A 19,358-nucleotide genomic window follows, 5' to 3' on the forward strand; every position below is an offset into this window, starting at 1 on the left:
GGATGTCGAACGGAATGGAGGACCGGTGGCGGCGGAAGAGATCGCTGATTTCGCGGCGCTGATGCGCGAGTTGAAGCAGCGGTCCGGCCTGAGTTACGAAGCTCTGGCGAAACGGGCGCACATGAGCACCTCGACGCTGCACCGGTACTGCAAGGGGGAAGGGGTCCCGGGTGACAACGCCGCCGTCGCCCGTTTCGCCCGGGTGTGCCGGGCGACCTCCGAGGAGCTGGTCGAGTTACACCGGCGCTGGGTCCTGGCGGACGCGGCCCGCGAACGCGCCAGGCGCGCGACGGCGACCGCGGCCGCGGACGTGAACGCGGAAACGGAAACAGAAACGGACGCGGCACCGGAAACGGACGCGGAACCGGACGCGGCACGGAACCCCGCGGACCGACCCGAAGCACTCCCATCGATCCCGGCCCCCGCACCCATTCCCGTTCCCACACCCGAATCCGTGCCCACCGCCACCACGCCCTCCCCCGCTCGCCGTCTGCCCAGGCTCGTGCGGGCCGCCCGCAGACGGTGGGCCTGGACCCTGATCGCGGCGAGCACCGCCGCCGCCGTGGCCGTGACCACCGCGCTCACCCTCGACCTGAAGGGCTCGGGCACGGGGGCGGGGGCGAGAGCGGGTGCGGAGAACGGCCGGTCGGCCGACGCCGTGACCTCCTCCGGACCGCACTCCGCCGCCACCTCCCCGACACACCCGTCGGCGCGGCCGAGCCCTTCCCAGGACCCGTCCGCGTCCCCGCGGAACGGGGACGCCGTCCCGCTGACGGTGAGCACCCGCACCTATGCCTGGGAAGACCCGCAGTGCGAGGGGAAGTACCTGATCGACCGGCCTCCCGGCCAGGTCTCGCCGCCGGTGATGGGGCAGGACGTGCCGGGCTGGGTGAGGGCGCACGGCGCCGTCGCCGCCGACGGGCAGCGCGTGGCGCTGACCGTACAGGGCACCGGGGACGACACCGTCGTCATCGAGTCCCTGCACGTCCGTGTGGTCGACTCGAGCGCGCCCCCGGCCTGGAACGCGTACGAGGGGTCGTCGGGCTGCGGCGGAGGAGTGGAGACGAGGTCGTTCGCCACGGACCTCGACGCCGGTCACCCCACCGTCGTGCCGAGGGCCGGCCAGCGCGGTGTGCCCTACAAGGTCAGCCGGTCCGATCCCGAGGTGCTGTACGTCACCGCCCGTGTCCGTGCCCACGACGTGAAGTGGTACGTGGAGCTGCAGTGGTCCAGTGGCGGCCGTCAGGGCACCGTACGGATCGACGACCACGGGAAGCCGTTCCGCACCAGCGGCAGCCGGGACCGCCCCCTCTACCAGTACCTGCTCGGCGACACCGAATGGCGTCGCTTGACGGAGGAGAACACCGCTTAGGGGGCGTCCTGGCCGCCGGGTGCGCCGGGTGGGCCGGGTGCGCCGGGTGGGCCGGGTGCGCCGGGTGGGCCGGGTGGGCAGGGTGCGGCGGTCCAGGTGATGTGCGGGGGCTCGACCCGTGCGCACAGGGGCCCGCCGTGCGCGTCGGTCAGGCCGAGCCGTCCGACCAGCAGCCCTTCGCGGGCCGCGGCGGCGAGTACGTCGGCGGGGACGGCGTCGAGCATGAGCTTGGCGCGGCGGAACATGGTGAAGACGCCCGCCTCGTCGACCGTCCCCCACGACAGGTAGACGAACCGCCGGCCCAGCCGGTGCTGCACGTACGGCCCCGCGACCTCGATGCCGGCCGGCGTGGTGCTCGTGGTGCACTCCAGGGTCCAGGTCGCGGACGGCGCGTCGCCGGGCTGCGGGTCGAGGAGTTCGGCCGGACGGTCCCGGCGCTGCACGGCGACGTGGATGTTGCCGCAGGCGGGCGTCGCACCGTCGGCGGAGGCGGGGCGGGTGAGTCCGGGCAGGTCGAAGGCGTCGACGCGGATGCGCATGCCGGCCATCCTCCTGCACGCCGCCGTCCGGGGACAGGGATTCGGTGAATGCGCGGTCGCGTCGCGGAGGGATGCGTGCTGTCCTGGACACATCCGCAGGAGACACGCCGATGCGACACATCCGCAGTTCCCTCTTCACACCCGCCAGGTCACCCGCGCCGACCGGAGCGGGCGGAGGCCTGTTGCCGGCGCGGGATCTCGCGGTCGCCTGGCTCCTGGTCGTCCTGATCGCCGTCCCCGCCTGGGCGCTGACGATCGGGCAGGCGCGGGACATGGGGGTCGAGCCCGGCACGATGGGGATGGCCCTGCCGCTGTTCCTGCTGCTGTGGGTGACGATGATGGCCGCCATGATGCTGCCGTCCATGGCGCCGGTGGCCATCACGTGGGTGCGGGGGATCGGCCGGCAGTCCTCCGGCTGGACGCGGACCGTGCGTACCGCCGGGTTCGTCTGCGGATACCTGCTGGTGTGGACCGCGTTCGGACTGCTCGCCTACGCGGCCCTGGCCTACACCGGCGGCCTGGTGGACGACCGTCCGGGCGCCGGACGCTGGATCGGCGCGGCCGCGTTCCTGCTCGCGGGCCTGTACCAGCTCGGCCCCCTCAAGTACGTCTGCCTGCGGCACTGCCGCGACCCCATGGGTCACCTCGTGCGCTACGCGGGGTTCCGGCAGCCCGCCCGCGACCTCCGGGTCGGCTGCCACCACGGCGCCTACTGTGTCGGCTGCTGCGCGGGACTGATGGTCGTCCTGGTCCCGCTCGGCGTGATGAACGTGGCGGCGATGGCCCTGCTGGCCGTGGTGATCTTCGTGGAGAAGCTGTGGTCCCGTGGCGCTTGGCTGGGCCGGGTCGTGGGCGTCGCGTTCCTCGTGCTCGCCGTGCTCGCCCCGTTCCAGGACTGGCTGCTGCCGGGGCTGCAGGGGTCGATGCCGTCGATGGACGACATGTGACGCACTCGCTGTGACGCCCGCCCGATCAGGACCGCTCCTCGTCAGTCGGATGTCGGTCCGGACCGTTCCTCGTCAGTCGGGACCGCTCCAGTCGAAGCTGAAGTGCTTGCTGGACTTCCCCGAGCGTTCCCAGGAGAAGCCGAACGCGTCGGCGCGGTCGACGGTGGCCCGTCCCCAGGTGGCGACCTGGCCGGGGCCGACCTCGGCGCCCGGCGCGTTGTGGACCTGGACCCGCGCGCCGTCCGGGGTCGTCGGGCCGGTGAGCGCCTCGGCCTCGGCCGTGACCCGGCCGGGAATCTCGGCCCGCCAGGCGCCGAGGTCCTCGTCGATCTCCACGTGGACGGGGGCGAAGTCCATGCCGCGCATCTCGGGGTGGAACATCGCGCCGAACTGCGCCGGCCACCCGCCCGCCTCGCCGCCGAAGATCGCTCCCAACGCTCCGCGCTGCCGTTCGTCGGCGCGCTCGTCGAGGAAGACCGCGGCGTACGGGTCGGTGTGCGTGCCGGCCCAGGGGTTGCCGACGAAGGAGCCGAGCATCAGGACGTTGAGACCGTCGAGCGGCACGTCGCCGAAGCTGCCCTCGCGGATGTGCCAGACCAGCACGCCTTCGCAGTCGCCGTAGGTCGGGGGCTGCGCGAACGTGCAGGGGCACGGTATGGCGCACTTGCACACATCGAACCAATCACCGGACAGGCGCCAACGCGTACCGGTGGTGACCTGCTCTGTCATCCCGCTTCCCTCCTGCCGGGCCCGAGGGGCCCACTCGGAGTGGCGAGACCGCGTGTCCCGAGCCCGCTCCGGGATCGCGAGGCGGCCTCCCTTCCAGCTTGCACCTCACATCCCGGCAGGGGAACCCGGTATCGGATCACGGAGGGGTGGCCGACGCCCGCACCGGGCCTACTTGCCGGCTTCGGGGCCGTACCACTGGAGGGCCTGGCCGGTGACGGCGGTGATGCACTCGAAGTCCCGGTCGCGGTGGAGCAGCGTCAGCCCTGCAGCTCGGCGTGGCGGCCACCACGAGGTCGGCCGTCCCGGCGCTGCGGTGCGGTCCGCGCTGGGTGCCTGTCGCTGCTCTCGGCGACGTCGGACGCGTGGACGCCGAGCCGGTCACTTGCCGTGCCGGAAACTCGTCTCTTTCCATATCGGAAACTGTCCGCTACTCTTTCCGACATGGAAACTCACGGGGTACGACCGACGCCGGAGCAGGCACATGCCGCCCTGGCCGACACCGCGCACATCCGATCGTCCGCTGCGGCACTGGCGTCCACGCCGTGGCCGAACTGGTTCTTCGTCACGCTCACGCTCTACATCGCCGCGCTTCCGATCACCTACGGGGGCGTCATGGCCGAGGCGGACTGGCTGCTGCCGCGCCCCGCCTGGCTGGCCGTCCTGCTGACGAGTACCGCGGTGTACGTGGCGCTCTTCGTCGTCGCGGCGAGGGCGTGGCGGGACAGGACCGGGGTGGCGCTGCGGTTCGACGTGCTGCCGAAGCGGGCGACCGTGCCGCTCGCGGTCGGCCTGCCCGTGCTGCTGGTGGGGGCGGCGCTCGCCTTCCGCTTCACGGGACGGCCGGCGTGGCTGCTCGCGGCCTCGCTGACCGGCGCCGCCGTGTCCGTCGGCTTCCACCTCGCCTTCGTCCGCCTGCACCGGAAGACGTCGTGAGCGCCGAGAGCGCCGAGAGCGACGACCGGCTGGAGCGTTTCGACGCCACCGTCCACGCCCCGATCCGGCTGCGCGTCTGCGCTCTCCTGGACGCCGCGGGCGAGGCGGAGTTCGGCCTGGTCCAAAAGCAACTCGACCTCTCTGCCTCCGTGTTGAGCAAGCACGTCACCGTGCTGATGGACGCCGGTTACGTCGAGCAGCGCAAGGCCGTGCGCGACACCCGGCAGCGGGTGTGGCTCCGGCTGACGCAGCAAGGCCACGACGCATATCAGGGCCACCTCGCGGCACTGCGGGCCATCGTGGGCCCGTCGGACCCGGCTCCCTGATCACGATCGGAGAGCCGGGACGGGCGGGACAGCCAGGGCCGTCGGGATCAGCTCGGCCTGAGGATGACGGCCTGGCCGCCGGCGGGGGCCAGGGCCACGGTGAGGGTCGTGTCGGCGGTGACGGTTCGGGTGCTCACGACGACGGGGGTCTGGTAGGGGCTGGTGCCCGGGGTGCCGTCGGCGTAGACCGTCGCCGTGTAGGCGCCGGCGCCCAGGAAGGACAGCGGCAGCGACAGGGTCCGGGCCGTCTCGTCGGTCATCGCGCCGAGGTACCAGGTGGAGCCGCGCCGACGGGCCACGGCGATGTGCCGGCCGATCGATCCGGTGAGGGTGCGGCTCTCGTCCCAGCTGGTGGGAATGGCGTTGAACCAGGGCAGCCCGGGCCAGTTGGCGGTGTTGGCGTACTTGGACGGCTTGTCGTACCAGAAGAGGAAGTTGAGCGGCTGGTAGTACACGGCGGCCATCGCCATCTGGTGGGCGTTGGTCGTCTTGTTGCGGGACTGGCCGTAGCAGATCGTGTAGTCCAGGGGGCCGCCGATGTTGCGGGCGAAGGGCAGCGTGACGTTGTGGGTGGCCGTGGGGAAGTTCTCGTTGCCGCGGACGCCCTCCAGGCTGATGTAGTTGGGGTAGGTGCGCTCGTAGCCGAACGGCCGGACGTCGTCGTGCATGTCGATCAGCAGGCGGTGCTCGGCGGCGGTCCTGGCCCAGCCGGTGATCTGGTCGGTCATCGCCTGGGTGCCGTCGTTGATGAAGCCGAGCTTGATACCCGTCACGCCCCAGCTCCTGTACAGGGCGAAGAGGGAGTTCGCGTCGGACAGCGCGATGCGGTTGACGTAGAGGAAGACCCCTACGCCCTTGCTCGTGGCGTAGGAGAGGACGGACGGCAGGTCGATGGCGGCGATGGGCTTCGTCGCGTCCGAGGTGCTGAACTCGGGCCCGTACCAGCCGGCGTCGTACTCGACGTAGTCGAGGCCGCGGGCCACGGCGAAGTCGACGCCCTCGATGCCGGCGGCGGTGGTGAGTTCGCAGCGGAATACCTTGCCCGGCTTGATCCATGAGGTGTCGGCGACGGCGCCGGGCGGGGCCAGGTTGAGGACGAGTTCGGCGTTGTCGACGAGCTCGGCGTGGGTGGAGCCGATCACCACCGCGCGCCACGGGGTGGTGAACGGTGTGGTGACGGTGGAGGTCGTCGCGACCGGGCCGCTGCCCCGGGCGGTGTGCTCCATCAGGAAGGCGGAGAGGGCGCCCGGCTGCCCGGACACCGAACTGAGCATCAGCCGGGGGAAGTTCAGCCGGGACGACTCACAGATACATGCGATGACACCGCTGGAGAGGGCGGCGGTCAGGGGCAGGTCGGTGAGGGGGCCCTGGTCCGTGCTCGAGGTGCCGGTGACCGGGATGGAGCCCGGCGCGACGGGGAGGTACTCGTTCTCGTCACGTGCGCTGTAGACGGTGGTGCCGTCGGGGAAGACGAACGTCGTCAGTTCGTCTGCGACAGTGGCGGTGCCCGTGTCGAGCAGGACGTAGCGGAGCGCGACACCGGCGTCGTAGGCGCGGGCCTGGACGCTGAAACGGATTCCGGAGACGTTGTCCTGGAGTTTCCAGCGCTGCTCCTGGTAGTGGTCGGTGACGGTCCCGTTGCGGCCGTAGACCGGGTTCCAGACGGAGTTGAGGGTCCAGTGCTGGTTCTGGATCACGGTGACGTCGGTGCCGAGGGTGGTGCCGTTGCTCAGCCTGAGGCCGAGGGCCGAGGTGTCGATCACCTGGCCGCCGCTGCGCAGGACGGACCACCGGAGCGCTCCGCCGACCACGGACAGGGTGACGGACGTCCTGCCGTCGGGCGAGGTCGCCCGGACGGAGGCGTCCGCCGCGTAGGCGGGCCGCATGGTCGCGAGCCCCGCCGCGGCCAACCCGAGGGTGACGGCTGTGCCCTTGAGCATCCCGCGGCGGGACAGCGCGCTGACCTGCTCGTCTCTCATGGGGCCCACCTCTCCGTTCTGTTCCGTACGCCGAATCTGCTCGGTACACCGATTCTGTTCGGTACGTCGATGTCGATGGCGGTCGCAAGGCGGTGACCGCCGAGTGGCCCGGCCGGAGGAAGCGGGAACCGGAAACCGGAAACCGGGAGCCGGGAGCCGGGAGCCGGGAGCCGGCCGGGCCGTCGGGGCGGAGGACGTCGGTGCTCAGGCGCCGCGCTTGAACTGCTGGTTGGTGCCCGTGCCGCAGGTCCACTGGATGAGCTTGGCGCCGTCGGCGGTGGACTTGTCCGAGACGTCGAGGCACTTGCCGCTGTGCCGGGAGACGAGGCGCACCCAGCCGTCACCGGCGTCCTGGAGCTGCCACTGCTGGTTGTTTCCGGTGCCGCAGGTCCACTGGATGACCGGGTTGCCGTTGGCGGTGGAGTTGTTGGCCACGTCGAGGCACTTGCCGCTGTGCCGGGCCATGAGCTGGACGTATCCGCTGCCCATGTCCCTGAACCACCACGACTGGTTCAAGCCGCCGTTGCAGGTGTACTGGGTGATCTGCGTGCCGTCGTCCAGGGACCTGCTGGGGACGTCGAGACACTTGTTGCTGTGGCGCGCGGCGACCGTTTCCCAGGGGCCGCCGACGCCGTCGACCTTGCCGGCCGCGGTGTCGATGCTGATCTGCGCGTGCCAGTCCATGGACATCGTGGTGTTCGTGGGGAACTCCAGCGGCAGCCAGACGTACTTGGACGCGTTGACGTTCTGGTTGAAGGAGTTGCCCCACCGGTCGCCCATGTAGAGGTACTCGGTGCCCGCGGTGCCCTGGACGGGCAGGACGAACGTGGTCTGGGAGCCGTAGGCGGTGGCGTCTCCGACGTTCTGCAGGTCGCCCCAGGCGCCGGTGATGCTGGAGGCGGTCGCGTACATCTGCTGGTTGGGCCGCCAGCCGGTGGCGCCGGAGGTGAGCAGGAAGTACACACCGTTGCGCTTGAACAGCGCCGGGGCCTCGCGCAGCCCGCCGGGCCAGAGCAGCTGCACGCGGCTCTCGACGGTGAGGTAGTCGGGGCTGAGGCGGTAGATGTGCAGGTCGCGGTTCTCGCGCGCGGCGGAGATCATGTAGCCGGTGCCGTCGTCGTCGACGTAGGCGGTGATGTCACGGGACATGTGGCCGAGCGGGCGGAAGCTGCCCTGCCAGGTGTAGTCGCCGTCGACGGTGTCGGATACGGCGACGGCGGCGCGGGCCTGGGTGTAGTCGGTGGCCAGCTCCTTGTGCATCCACATGACGAACTTGCCGGTGGACGCGTTGTAGATGACCTTGGGCCGCTCGATGTTCGCGGACGCCAGCTCGGGGTCGGACTCCTGGGTCAGGACATGGCGTCGGAACTCCCAGGTCTTCAGGTCGGTCGAGCGGTACGCGGACACGTACCGGAAGGAGTTGTCCGCGTTGCGGTTCTCACCGAACCAGTAGTAGAAGGAGCCGACCTTGATCACACCGCCGCCGTGGGCGTGCACCACCGCTCCGGTGGTGTCGGTGAACTGGGTCCCATTGAGGATCGCGACGCTCGCCGCGTGCGCGGTGCCGGTGACCAGGGCCTGAGGAACCAGGCTGAGGATCACGGCGACGAGAAGTAGCCAGAAACGGCGCATCGAGGGTCTTTCCTTCCGTCGACTGCCTTGGCCGTCCCGTGAAGGAAAGAAACAAGGCACACCACAACCGATCAAAAAGTGGCCGAAACGAACGCCGTCGCACATCAGACTGCCTGTTACGGCAAGGCGTCAAGGGTGTGAACATGGCTGATCTTCCTCACAGTCGACACCGGAGCGCGGTGCGGCCGGGGCACCGCTGTCGGACCCGCCGCAGAAGGTCGCGTCGCCCGCGGTGCGGGACATCGCCGGCCGCCCGGCCGAAGAGAGTGCTGCACGACCGGGACATCAACGCCGCGATCAATGTGAAGACGGCCGCCGGACTGGCGGTATCGGCCTGCGGAGCGCCGGTAAGACCTGGAGCAATCCCGGCACAGCGCGAAGAAACAGGAAGCCACGGATTCCCGACCGCACCCTGTGCCGCGGCGGCACAGCAACGATCGAGAAGGCCAGAATCCTCGCCCTTCAGGGTGAGGTGCCATCAAATCTGGGCGCGGGTCACCACCGCCTGGGACGGCGACCTCGTCGCATCCCCGCGGCGTCCCGTAGCGAGCTTCCTGACCTGGTTCAGTCGGTCGTGGCTCAGGAGCACGATCGTGCAGGCCCGCCGACCGTCCGCGGAGGACCTGCGACTGGAGGGCGCGCAGGGGACGCCGGGAGCCCGTAGTTCCTGTCGTGGTGCGGCACCCACCGACCGGCTCAAGCAACGCAAGAACCCCCGGGTCGCGGCCCCCGAGCCGTCGGGGCCGCCCGGCGCGCTCGCGCCCAGCGACTCCGCCTCCCTCGGGGGGCGCCGGCGGGGGAGGGCCGGGAGCGGCCCGGCCGACCGGCCGACCCCTCCGGCTCGCCGTCCTCCACGAGCCCGGTGAAGCCCGCTCGTACTAAAACGGCAACAGAGGAGGAGCCCGCCGAGGAGTCGGACGATGGGGTCGAGGCGGTACCCAAGACGGACGCCCCGGCCGCCGAGAGCTCGACTGCGGAGCTGTCGGTGGCCGCTCACCGGACCGGCACCGAGGCCCCCCTCGACCTCTCCGACCGGCGGATTCCGGTGTTCGCACTGGGCGTGGGGCTGGCTCTGGCGGGCCTCGGCATCGGCTTCCTCGGGGTGCGGATGCGCCGCCGCTGAGCGGCTCGCGACGGCCCGGGTCCCCCTTGAGTCGGACCTCCGGCGTCCGCCTCAGGACGCTTGTCCGCGCGGACTTACTCGGTATACATACTCGGTATGTCCATCCGCCACGGGCTTCTCGCCCTCCTCGAACACGGCCCGCGCTACGGCTCACAGCTCCGTACGGAGTTCGAGTCCCGCACCGGCTCCACCTGGCCGCTCAACGTGGGTCAGGTCTACACGACGCTCAGCCGGCTTGAACGCGACGGCATGGTCGTGCAGGACGGCGAGGACGAGGCCGGCCACCCGCTCTACGCGATCACCGACAGCGGTCGCGTCGAACTTCGCAGCTGGTTCGAGAACCCCGTCGACCGCACCAGCCCGGCCCGTGACGAACTGGCCATCAAGCTGGCCATGGCCGTCGGGGCGCCCGGGGTCGACATTCGTGACGTCATCCAGTCCCAGCGCCGGCACACCGTGAAGGCCATGCAGGACTACACCCGGCTGAAGGCGCAGGCCCTCACCGCCGTGGAGAAGAACGGGGTCCGGGAGCGGGACGACATCGCCTGGCTCCTCGTCCTGGAGCAGCTGATCTTCCAGACCGAGGCCGAGGCGCGCTGGCTCGACCACTGCGAGTCCCGGCTGATCCGTCTCTCGTCGACCGCCCCGGCGGCGGGGCCGGAGCCGGCCTCGCCGGGGGCGGCAGCGGGAGCGGCGGGGATGGGGGCGCGGGCGGGGGCCGGGGCAGAGGGGGCCGCACGCCACCGCCCGTGATGTCCGCCCTTCACGACCGGCCTTGAGCACCCGAACGACCGAGTCCACCGGCTCCACCCGACCCACCCGTAGCACCTGAAGACTCCGAACCACCCGACCAGACCCATACCGTACGCACAGCGCCGCTAACGACCGTCCGTCGCACCGACGTCCGGCCGTTCGCCGGCGTACGCCCGAGGGGGAACCATGTCCACACAGCAGCAGCCCGTGCTGCGTCTGCAGAACCTGACCCGCGTCCACGGCTCCGGCGCCACCGAGGTGCACGCCCTGCGCGGCATCGACCTCGACGTCCACCCCGGTGAACTCGTCGCCGTCATGGGCCCGTCGGGCTCCGGCAAGTCCACCCTGCTCACCATTGCCGGCGGCCTCGACACCCCCACCTCCGGGCAGGTCTTCGTCGAGGGCACCGACGTCACCGCCCTCGGCGTCAAGGGGCTCGCCGCCCTGCGCCGCCGCAGCATCGGCTACGTCTTCCAGGACTACAACCTCATCCCGGCCCTCACCGCCGCCGAGAACGTGGCCCTGCCCCGCGAACTTGACGGCATATCGGCCCGCAAGGCCCGCACCGAGGCCCTCGCCGCCCTCGCCGAGATGGACCTCGGCCATCTCGCCGACCGGTTCCCCGACGAGATGTCCGGCGGCCAGCAGCAGCGCGTGGCCATCGCCCGCGCCCTCGTCGGCGACCGCCGGCTCGTCCTCGCCGACGAGCCCACCGGCGCCCTCGACTCCGAGACCGGCGAGTCCGTGCTGGCCCTGCTGCGCTCCCGCTGCGACGCCGGAGCCGCCGGCATCATGGTCACCCACGAGCCGCGGTTCGCCGCCTGGGCCGACCGGGTCGTCTTCCTGCGGGACGGCGCCGTCGTCGACCAGACCCTACGCAGCGACGCCGAGTCGCTCCTGACCGGCCGGGCGGCCCAGCGGTGACGACCTGGTTCCACTCCTGGCGGGTCGCGGTCCGCATCGCCCGCCGTGACGCCTGGCGCTCCAAGGGCCGCAGCTTCCTCGTCCTCGCCATGATCGCGCTGCCGATCCTGGGCGTGAGCGCCCTGGACCTGACCGTGCGCAGCGCCGAACTCACCCCCGCGCAGCGGATGGAGCGCACCCTGGGTGCCGCCGACGCTCGCTTCTCCGACGCCCGGACGGCCGGCGTGGCCATCCTGCAGGACCCCATCGGCGAGCAGCACGCCCCGGCCGGGGACTACGACTCGCCGGGCAAGTCCTGGCCCGACGGCCCGACCGATGTCACCAAGACCATCCCGGCCGGTTCGACGGTGCTGACCGACAGCAGGGGCAGTGCCAAGCTGACCACCAGGCACGGTCTGCTCCAGGCCGAGGTCCGTGAGCTGGCCGCCGCCGATCCCGTCGCCCGGGGCATCATGCGGCTGCAGGAGGGCCGCTTCCCCGAGGAGAACGACGAGGTCGCCGCGACCACCCGGTTCCTGGAGAACAGCGGACTGTCCGTCGGCTCCACCCTCACCGCCCGCGGCTTCGACCGCACCTATGTGATCAGCGGCTCGTACGAGCTGCCCAGCGACCTCACGGCACAGCAGGTCAACGTCCTGCCGGGGGCCTTCCTCGCGCCGTACGCCAAGGCGGTCGAGAAGGCCGGACTGCCGAAGCCCGACGTCTCCACCACCTACCTGGTGAAGAAGTCCGGTGGTTTCACGTGGAACACGGTCCAGGCGATCAACGTTAAGGGTGTCCTGGTCACCTCGCGCGCCGTGGCCCTCGACCCGCCCGCCGACTCCGAGGTGCCGCTCTACCAGAAGGAAGGCTGGGCCAACTACGAGAGCAGCGGGGCCGCCGACGCCGCCGATCTCGCCGCCGTGGGCACGGTCGTCGGTCTGGCTATGCTGGAGATCTGCCTGCTCGCCGGTCCCGCCTTCGCCGTCGGTGCCCGTCGTTCCCGCCGCCAGCTGGGCCTCGTCGGCGCCAACGGCGGTGCCCGCAGCCACATCCGGGCCATCATGCTGAGCGGCGGCCTCGTCATCGGTGTCGCGGCGGCCCTGGTCGGCACGGTCCTCGCCCTGATCCTGACCTTCGCCCTCCGGCCGCTCCTCGAGGACTATATGGGGCAGCGGTTCGGCGGCTTCACCGTCAAGCCTCTGGAACTGCTCGCCATCGCCGCGCTCGCCGTCCTCACCGGCCTGCTCTCCGCGATCGTCCCGGCCGTCACCGCCTCCCGGCAGACCGTCCTGGCCTCCCTCACCGGCCGTCGCGGCGTGCGCCGCAGCAACCGCGTGCTGCCGCTGATCGGCCTCGGCGCCTTCCTGCTCGGCGCGGCCATCGCCCTGTACGGCTCGGTCGTCTCCGACCAGTTCGTCCTGGTCGCGGGTGGCTCGGCCATCGCCGAGCTGGGTGTGGTCGCCATGACGCCCGCCCTGGTCGGCCTGTTCGGCCGGGCCGGCCGCTGGCTGCCGCTCTCGCCGCGCCTCGCCCTGCGGGACGCCGTCCGCAACCGGGGCCGTACGGCACCCGCTGTCGCCGCCGTCCTGGCCGCCGTCGCGGGCACCGTCGCCGTCTCGACGTACGCCGCGAGCCGCGACGCCCAGAGTCTGGCCGAGTACCGGGCCAGCCTGCCGTACGGGGCCGTCGCCACGCTCGTCACCGAGGAGGGCGGCCGGGACGTCCCCGAGGTCCGCGACGCCGTGCAGCGGACGCTGCCCGTCGACGTCCGCGCCGACGTGTTCCGGATCGCCGTCGGCAAGCCCGGCTGCGCCCCGTATGGCGAAGGCGAGGGCTGTGGCCGCTTCGAGGTCGTCATCCCGCCGGCCAACGAGTGCCCGCTGTGGGTCAGCACCCCCGACGGCTCCGACCCGGCGGAGAAGTACACCAAGGAGCAGCGGCGCGCGCTCGCCAAGGACTGGCGCTGCCTCTCGCGCGACAGCAACGGCATCTACGTCGAGAGCGGTCTCCTCATCGCCGACGCCCCGCTCCTGAAGGTCCTCGGCATCGACGACCCGGGCGCGGCCAAGGCCCTCGCCGACGGAAAGCTCCTCAGCTTCCACAAGCCCCAGGTCGGCAGGAACGGCACCGTCGGCATCAAGCTGATCACCGACCTGAAGGCCGCCGACCGCGCCGCCGAGCAGAACAAGCCGGTCCCGGGCGAGCTGAAGTCCTTCCCCGCCTACCAGGTGGCCGGCTCGCCCGACTCCTACGGACTGCAGAGCGTGCTCAGCCCCGCCGCCGCCAAGGCCGCCGGGCTGACCACCGTCCCCCTCGGCGCCTTCTTCAGCACCGACCGGATGCCCAGCACCGAGGAGCGGCAGAAGCTCGACGCCGAGATCGCCAAGCTCGGCAGCGACGTCGAGCTGACCGTGGAGCAGGGCTGGGTCGACGAGAACGGGCTCGTCCTGCTCGCGCTGACCGTCTTCGCCGGCCTGGTCACCATCGGTGCGGCCGGCATCGCCACCGGTCTCGCCCAGGCCGACGCGGAGGCCGATCTCAAGACGCTCGCAGCGGTCGGCGCCCCGCCCCGGGTGCGCCGCACGCTCAGCGGCTTCCAGTGCGGTGTGGTCGCCGCGATGGGTGTGGTCCTCGGCTCGGCTGCCGGTGTCCTGCCCGCGGTCGGGCTGCGGCTCACCGAGGAGCGCGAGCAGATGCGCTTCTACCAGGAGGCTCTCGACCATGGCTGGGGCGGAGCCGGTGACGCCCCGCCGTACGTGCCGATCGTCGTCCCCTGGGAGACACTCGCCGCCCTCCTGGTGGCCGTGCCCCTCGGCGCCGCCCTGCTGGCCGCGCTGGTGACCCGCTCGCGCGGGGCGCTGGCCCGCCGCGCCGCGCACTGAGCCTCCGTCGCCGGACCGTGCTCCTGGACGAGGGTGGATCACCCTCGTCCAGGGGCACACCGTGTGGGAAAGCATGCGTGCGAGAGAATGGCGGCATGGAGATGCCGAGGAATGACAGGTCGCAGGAGAGCCCCCAGGTCCTCATCCTGGGCCAGGACGGGACGGCGCTCGGCGGCACTGACTAGGGATCACCTTCCGTCCCGGCCGTACTCCTTGGTCGGTCTGCACGCTGTCGCGAACCAGGTAGGCCGACAGGGCACGCCACGTGGTGATGACGAGGTAGTCCCCGTCCGGAGGGATGCTGCTCGAAGCTGGCCAGCGCTTCCGGGCATCTCTACCTCTGGGCGCGGCGACCGTTGCGCGGGGCCCGATCTCGGGGTGCGGGAGTACTCGCAAACCGCAGCAACGACACCCCTATGGAACAAGCCCCGGGTCGCTGACCTGGGGCTTGAAGAAGAGCGGGTGACGAGAAGCGAACTCGCGCTCTCAGCTTGGGAAGCGATGGCGCTTGCACGGCCGGATGGTCGCTGACCTGCGCGGATTCATCGTGCCGACACCGTGGCACGGGCCCGTTCACACCGCGGCTGACCGTGGGGGCACGCTATGGGCAGGCCACCACCAGCGATCGAGTCATATGTGCGTGCGGCGCTCCGCACCGACCGGTCGGCGTCGTCTGCCGGGCTGACCTGGAATGTCCGTTGCGAGTGCAGATCCGACACCAAGGCGTGGCCGCGTCGATGTTGGTGAAGTATTCTTCTATGTACATCACCAACATCGTGCGGGAGGTGCCACATGTCTGTGACCCAGATCGACATCGATGACGACGCCTTGGAACGCGCCATGGCTCTGGCCAGGGTCAGGACCAAGAAGGAGGCGGTCAATCTCGCTCTGCATTTCTACGCCGAGCAGCAGGAGCGTGCGGCGCGCATCAGCCGTCATTTCGAGCGTGCGCGTGAGTGGGGTGCCGTCGAGGACGCCGAGCGCCTGCACCGTGCGGAGAAGCACAGCCGGTGATCTACTTGCTCGACACGTCCGGCCTGGTCCGGCTGCTCCGTGATTCAAAACTGCAATCGGCCTGGTACGACGCGATCGATGCCGGGGCCATCGCATCCTGCTATGCGCAACGCACCGAGTTTCTTCACAGCGCCCGGACCGGACGCGAGTACGACGAGATCGTGGAGATGTTCACCGATCTCTACCCCGACGTGTCGGTGCCGAAGAACGCGGGGCGCTGGATCGGCGGGGTGCAACATCGTATGGCCCAGGCCGGGGAGCATCGCAGTGCCTCGGCGGTGGACCTCGTGATCGCTGCCACCGCTGCCCACCACGGCTTGGCCGTCCTCCACGACGACGCCGACTACCGTGCCATCGCTCGGCACGCGTCCGACCTGGCCGAGCACAACATCCACGACGTCTCCTGAGGCGGCGTGGAGGGCCGGATCTCGCCAGCCCTCCCTCCGAGGACGGCGAGGCCCTGCAGGGCGTCATGCCCCTACAGCCGGACCTCGACGAAGCCCGCGGTCCTACCGGATGACGTATGGACGCACGCCACGACTCGACAGCACTGGGCTACGGCGCTGCGTCGCAGGTCTTGCCAGGTTTCACGCTCACCACGGCCGTCCATGGCAACGAGACTTTGCCGTCCGTCTCGGAGCTGATCTCCACGTGATGCTCGTCAGCGACGATCAGCTCGCCACACAGCACATCGGTGTTCGTCCGCACTACGACCGGTTGCACGATGCGTCGACGGGGCGGCCATTCCGGCGGCGACAGCGTTCCGGGCACGGAGCAGCTCGGCACACCAGGCGGCTGGATCGTCGGGGTCGGCAGGTGGAGTGGGGTCGGTGTGCCGGTCGAGGCGGTCGCGTCGGTGGGCACGCCATCTGCGGGCGACGTCCACGGGCAGGATCGGGTACGGCGAGTCGAGGATGTGGGACCGTATCGCTTCGCGGACGTAACACGATGCTGTCCCGCATCGAACGCGCTCAACGCCGCTGCGACATCGACGACCTTGTCGCCCTCGCCCAGGCCCTCCGGGTCTCGCCGCTGGCCCTCCTCCAGGGGATCCGCGCCGCGTAGCCCGGGCGACGCCCGCCGAACGGCCTGCCACGCCGAACCACTCCCGAGTAAAGGACCCAACGGCCTTGCGCCGACCCGCAATACCCTCTGCTCTTTCCCGCTCCCAGCGCACCGCCCACACCGCGCAGGAGGTGACCGCGAATGGCTGACCGCCTCCTGACCGTGGCCGAAGCCGGCGAAATGCTCGGCACGGGCGAGCGCTTCGTCCGCCGCCTGATCGCCGAGCGCCGCATCCGCTATGTGAAGCTCGGCCGCCCGGTCCGTGTCCCCGAGAGTGCGATCGCCGAGTACGTCGAGGCGCGCACCGTCGCGCCGGTCCGCCGTGTCCGTACCCGCTTCGGGAGGGCGGCCTGATGGCGGCACGCAAGCCGCAGCGGCGGCGCGAGTTCGGCACGGTACGCAAGCTCGCCTCTGGCCGGTGGCAGGCCCGCTACCTCGGCCCGGACGGACAGCGGTACACCGCCCCGGAGACGTTCGAGACCAGGTCCGATGCCCAGGACTGGCTCAACCTCGTCCGCGCCGACATCGAGCGCAACGTATGGCGCGACCCGGATGCCGGCGCGGTCAACTTCGGGAAGCACGCACTCCGTTGGATGGAGGAGCGCGGCCTGGCCCTCACCACCGTCGACCGCTACGACGGCCTGCTGCGCCTGCACCTCCTGCCGACCTTCGGTGGCAAGGACCTGGACGAGATCACCCCGCCCTCCGTCCGCACATGGCGAGCCGAGCGCCTGAAGGCGACCGGCGCCACCACGGTCGCCAAGTCGTACCGCCTGCTGAAGGCCATCCTGCAGACCGCGGTCGGCGACGACCTCCTCCGCAGCAACCCATGCCGCATCAAGGGCGCCGGCAAGGAGGAGGCCGACGAGCGGCCCACCGCCACCATCGAGCAGGTCTTCGACCTGGCGGACGCAATGGGTCCCCGCTGGCGCCTGATGGTCCTGCTCGGCGCCTTCGCCTCCCTCCGCCCGGAGGAGCTGGCCGAACTGCGCCGTCGCAGTGTCGATCTCGACGAATGCTCGCTGCGCGTCACGCAGGCTTCCCCGGAGCTGACCAACGGCAGGCGCGTCACCGGCGACCCCAAGACCCGGGCGGGCAAGCGCACCGTCTACCTGCCCGACTTCATGCTCCCGGAGCTGCGTCGCCACCTGCAGTGGTTCGCCGAGAAGGGGTCGGACGGCCTCCACTTCATCGGCGAGAAGGGCGCCCCCTTCCGTCGCTCGACCTTCGGTCGGAAGTGGCGCAAGGCCAGGGCCAAGGTCGGGATGCCGGACAACTTCCGCTTCTACGACCTCCGGCACACCGGCAACACCCTGGCCGCCGACACTGGCGCCAAGTTGAAGGACCTCATGGTCCGCGCCGGCCAGTCCTCGGAGCGGGCCCAGCTGATCTACCAGCACTCGACGGTGAAGCATCAGCGCAGGCTGGCGAAGGGCATCGACGCCGAGGTGCGGCAATAGCTGCGCGGGACGGCAGCAGGCCCGCGAGGCGTAGTCGCCCCGCCAACACGGGAGCCTGGGGCTCCAGTAAGTGCCAAGCCGGAGCCCCGCGCCCTGCACCGCCTGCATGGCAGATCGGAGACCGACCACATCACTCGCAATAGCATTTCCAATGGCATACTTGGAGTCATGTCTGATGACGACGTGGATTTCCTCCCTGGTGACGGTCCCACCAGCGGCATCTCCGTGACCCTGACCGCTGGCACCCTGCAGGCGATCCGTGAGCGGGTCGGCAAGCGGGGTGTCTCGGCCTACCTGGAGAAGGCGGCGCAGCAGCAGATCGAGCGGGAAAACCTGGACGAGCTGATCGCCGATTTCGACAGGGTGCATGGTCCGGCCGACCCGGAGGCTGTGGCGGCCAAGCGTGCCAGGCTTACCGGCGGTGCCTTGGGTGCCGGGGCCGCCGCGTGAGCGGTGCCCTGGTCCTGGACAGCGAGGGCTTGGCCAAGGCGGTGCAGCGGGACCGGGAGGTTCACGACTGGCTGACGGCCGCCCGTGACGCCGAGCTGCCGGTCGTCACCTCCGCTGCCGTGCTCGTCGAGGTCATCCACCCGAAGATCAACGATGCCGCACTGAAGTGGACTCTCTCCCGGCTCCGGGTGGAGCCGGTCACGCAGGGCGTGGCGCAGGCTGCCGCCGCTCTGGTGCGAGCAGCGGGTCTGCACGGTCACAAGTACGCCATCGACGCCATGCTGTGTGCGACCGCCCTCCAGCATCCCGGGCGGGTGACCATCCTGACCTCTGACGTCGAGGACATCGGTCTGCTCGCAGCCGGGCACCCCCGCGTGCTGGCCGAAAAGGTTTGAGGGTAGACCGAGTCGCCGTCGGTCCGGCTGCGCTGATCTGCCGTCGAGGCGTGAGTCCGTACGGTCGTCGGGGACGGACGATCACGATGTGTGGTTTGAGGTCGAGCGGCGCGGCATGCACAGCTCGCCCACTTTGCGGACCGACGGTGTCGATCCGCTCGACGCGAGCCACGCGGGTCCACTCTGGCAGCCGCATCCGGAAGCGGCCTTCGCTTCGGCCACTGCGGTCGGGGGGTCGGTGACGTGCTCATCCCCGGTAGCGATCGAATCGCAAGGCTCAGCGGCGTCGGAGAGCTTGACCGCTCGGATTTCCTGACGCACCTCGCCGGCGACGCGGTGGAGGTCCGCTCGGCCGGCTCGGCCCCGGCCGACACGGTCAACCCCGCTGTCATCGAGCGATGAGCGAATCGGGCATCGACGTCTCCGCAGGGATCCCGAAGATGCTGACAGCCGAAGCCGCCCAGGCGCTGGACCCCGTGATCACGATGGGGTGCGGTGACACTTGAACGGTCTTCCCCGGCAAGAGGTACCTGGTCTGCCTGCCGACCTCGGTGTGAAGCCGCGCGTATGACGGCCGGTACGTGTGTCACGGTTCGTGAACTTTCGCTCTGCGTAAGCGACTTCGCAGGCACTGAACGCGATAGCGGCGCAGGTCACACGAAATGCGTCTCGTCATTTGAGACGCCGGGGACGGAGTCGCTCAAAGTGGCACCCGAGCACCCCTCGCGTGGCCACCCGATCTCGACTTAGGGCACGCCACCCTCAAATTGGACTAGATGACAGACAAACCCCAGGTCACTGACCTGGGGTTTCATCATGGAGCGGGTGACGAGAATCGAACTCGCGCTCTCAG

At 70.6% G+C, this 19,358-nt stretch carries 19 protein-coding genes and 4 pseudogenes; 17 read left to right on the plus strand and 6 right to left on the minus strand.

The annotated features are described in order from the left end of the window. The first annotated feature begins 25 nt into the window (after positions 1-25). Positions 26-1,372 carry a helix-turn-helix domain-containing protein gene (locus tag QA802_RS22080; protein WP_334525442.1) on the plus strand — a complete coding sequence of 449 codons (1,347 nt, stop codon included), beginning with the start codon at positions 26-28 and terminating at the stop codon, positions 1,370-1,372. Here QA802_RS22080 and QA802_RS22085 read toward each other — a convergent pair. Next, on the minus strand, positions 1,369-1,911 hold the full coding sequence (locus QA802_RS22085; RefSeq protein ID WP_334525444.1) for a DUF5990 family protein: 543 nt from the start codon (positions 1,909-1,911) through the stop codon (positions 1,369-1,371). The two genes, QA802_RS22080 and QA802_RS22085, sit on opposite strands and share 4 nt — an antisense overlap. Positions 1,912-2,021: 110 nt before the next feature. Between QA802_RS22085 and QA802_RS22090 the strand changes: the two genes are divergently transcribed. Then, positions 2,022-2,858, plus strand: a complete 837-nt coding sequence (locus QA802_RS22090) for a DUF2182 domain-containing protein (RefSeq protein ID WP_334525447.1) — start codon at positions 2,022-2,024, stop codon at positions 2,856-2,858. A gap of 72 nt (positions 2,859-2,930) precedes the next feature. Here QA802_RS22090 and QA802_RS22095 read toward each other — a convergent pair whose 3' ends face one another. Both QA802_RS22095 and QA802_RS22100 read right to left on the minus strand, forming a co-directional pair. Next, the gene (locus QA802_RS22095; protein ID WP_334525450.1) at positions 2,931-3,587 is read right to left on the minus strand and encodes a DUF1326 domain-containing protein; all 657 of its coding nucleotides are present in this window, start codon (positions 3,585-3,587) and stop codon (positions 2,931-2,933) included. 168 nt (positions 3,588-3,755) lie between these two features. Further along, positions 3,756-3,918, minus strand: a pseudogene (locus QA802_RS22100) (PIN domain-containing protein); the annotation flags it as partial. A 110-nt stretch (positions 3,919-4,028) separates the two neighbouring features. On the opposite strand from QA802_RS22100, the gene QA802_RS22105 reads away from it, so the two are divergent. Together QA802_RS22105 and QA802_RS22110 are read left to right on the plus strand one after the other, a co-directional pair. Next, entirely contained in the window at positions 4,029-4,520 is a 492-nt protein-coding gene (locus QA802_RS22105; protein ID WP_334525453.1) for a hypothetical protein, read from the plus strand. Next, positions 4,517-4,846 carry a transcriptional regulator gene (locus tag QA802_RS22110; RefSeq protein WP_334525456.1) on the plus strand — a complete coding sequence of 110 codons (330 nt, stop codon included), beginning with the start codon at positions 4,517-4,519 and terminating at the stop codon, positions 4,844-4,846. The genes QA802_RS22105 and QA802_RS22110 overlap by 4 nt, the downstream gene beginning before the upstream one ends. A gap of 47 nt (positions 4,847-4,893) precedes the next feature. Here the strand turns inward: QA802_RS22110 and QA802_RS22115 are convergent, their stop codons facing one another. Both QA802_RS22115 and QA802_RS22120 read right to left on the minus strand, forming a co-directional pair. After that, positions 4,894-6,825, minus strand: coding sequence for a glycoside hydrolase family 97 protein (locus QA802_RS22115; RefSeq protein WP_334525459.1), 1,932 nt, complete (start codon positions 6,823-6,825; stop codon positions 4,894-4,896). Positions 6,826-7,029: 204 nt separating this feature from the next. After that, complete coding sequence (locus QA802_RS22120; RefSeq protein WP_334525462.1) at positions 7,030-8,457, minus strand: RICIN domain-containing protein; 1,428 nt, start codon at positions 8,455-8,457, stop codon at positions 7,030-7,032. An 862-nt stretch (positions 8,458-9,319) separates the two neighbouring features. Between QA802_RS22120 and QA802_RS22130 the strand changes: the two genes are divergently transcribed. From QA802_RS22130 to QA802_RS22160, 7 genes and pseudogenes are all read left to right on the plus strand, one after another. Beyond that, a complete protein-coding gene (locus QA802_RS22130) occupies positions 9,320-9,580 on the plus strand; it encodes a hypothetical protein (protein WP_334525465.1) in 261 nt (86 codons plus the stop codon). Between the two features lie 96 nt (positions 9,581-9,676). Continuing rightward, positions 9,677-10,333, plus strand: coding sequence for a PadR family transcriptional regulator (locus tag QA802_RS22135; RefSeq protein WP_319267623.1), 657 nt, complete (start codon positions 9,677-9,679; stop codon positions 10,331-10,333). Between the two features lie 186 nt (positions 10,334-10,519). Continuing rightward, a complete protein-coding gene (locus tag QA802_RS22140; RefSeq protein ID WP_334525476.1) occupies positions 10,520-11,257 on the plus strand; it encodes an ABC transporter ATP-binding protein in 738 nt (245 codons plus the stop codon). Continuing rightward, positions 11,254-14,121, plus strand: coding sequence for an FtsX-like permease family protein (locus tag QA802_RS22145; RefSeq protein ID WP_334525479.1), 2,868 nt, complete (start codon positions 11,254-11,256; stop codon positions 14,119-14,121). The genes QA802_RS22140 and QA802_RS22145 overlap by 4 nt, the downstream gene beginning before the upstream one ends. Positions 14,122-14,216: 95 nt before the next feature. Next, positions 14,217-14,300: pseudogene (locus QA802_RS22150) on the plus strand (DUF2587 domain-containing protein); the annotation flags it as partial. Positions 14,301-14,913: 613 nt separating this feature from the next. Next, on the plus strand, positions 14,914-15,135 hold the full coding sequence (locus QA802_RS22155) for a type II toxin-antitoxin system VapB family antitoxin (RefSeq protein WP_037887321.1): 222 nt from the start codon (positions 14,914-14,916) through the stop codon (positions 15,133-15,135). Continuing rightward, positions 15,132-15,542 carry a PIN domain-containing protein gene (locus QA802_RS22160; protein ID WP_334525486.1) on the plus strand — a complete coding sequence of 137 codons (411 nt, stop codon included), beginning with the start codon at positions 15,132-15,134 and terminating at the stop codon, positions 15,540-15,542. Before QA802_RS22155 ends, QA802_RS22160 begins: the two co-directional genes overlap by 4 nt. 293 nt (positions 15,543-15,835) lie before the next feature. Here QA802_RS22160 and QA802_RS22165 read toward each other — a convergent pair. Next, positions 15,836-16,075 (minus strand): annotated as a pseudogene (locus QA802_RS22165) (zinc finger domain-containing protein); the annotation flags it as partial. On the opposite strand from QA802_RS22165, the gene QA802_RS41635 reads away from it, so the two are divergent. The 6 genes and pseudogenes from QA802_RS41635 to QA802_RS22195 all read left to right on the plus strand — a co-directional run. Next, positions 16,003-16,200 carry a helix-turn-helix domain-containing protein gene (locus tag QA802_RS41635; protein WP_443042288.1) on the plus strand — a complete coding sequence of 66 codons (198 nt, stop codon included), beginning with the start codon at positions 16,003-16,005 and terminating at the stop codon, positions 16,198-16,200. The pseudogene QA802_RS22165 and the gene QA802_RS41635 sit on opposite strands and share 73 nt — an antisense overlap. A 141-nt stretch (positions 16,201-16,341) precedes the next feature. Further along, positions 16,342-16,554, plus strand: coding sequence for a helix-turn-helix domain-containing protein (locus tag QA802_RS22175; protein WP_334525489.1), 213 nt, complete (start codon positions 16,342-16,344; stop codon positions 16,552-16,554). Further along, on the plus strand, positions 16,554-17,660 hold the full coding sequence (locus tag QA802_RS22180) for a tyrosine-type recombinase/integrase (protein WP_334525492.1): 1,107 nt from the start codon (positions 16,554-16,556) through the stop codon (positions 17,658-17,660). The genes QA802_RS22175 and QA802_RS22180 overlap by 1 nt, the downstream gene beginning before the upstream one ends. A gap of 168 nt (positions 17,661-17,828) precedes the next feature. Then, entirely contained in the window at positions 17,829-18,110 is a 282-nt protein-coding gene (locus tag QA802_RS22185) for a hypothetical protein (protein ID WP_315886719.1), read from the plus strand. After that, complete coding sequence (locus QA802_RS22190) at positions 18,107-18,505, plus strand: PIN domain-containing protein (RefSeq protein ID WP_334525499.1); 399 nt, start codon at positions 18,107-18,109, stop codon at positions 18,503-18,505. The genes QA802_RS22185 and QA802_RS22190 overlap by 4 nt, the downstream gene beginning before the upstream one ends. 249 nt (positions 18,506-18,754) lie before the next feature. Beyond that, a pseudogene (locus QA802_RS22195) lies at positions 18,755-19,008 on the plus strand (arsenate reductase/protein-tyrosine-phosphatase family protein); the annotation flags it as partial. Positions 19,009-19,358 lie beyond the last annotated feature (350 nt).

It is taken from the genome of Streptomyces sp. B21-105, from assembly GCF_036898465.1.
GTDB lineage: Bacteria > Actinomycetota > Actinomycetes > Streptomycetales > Streptomycetaceae > Streptomyces.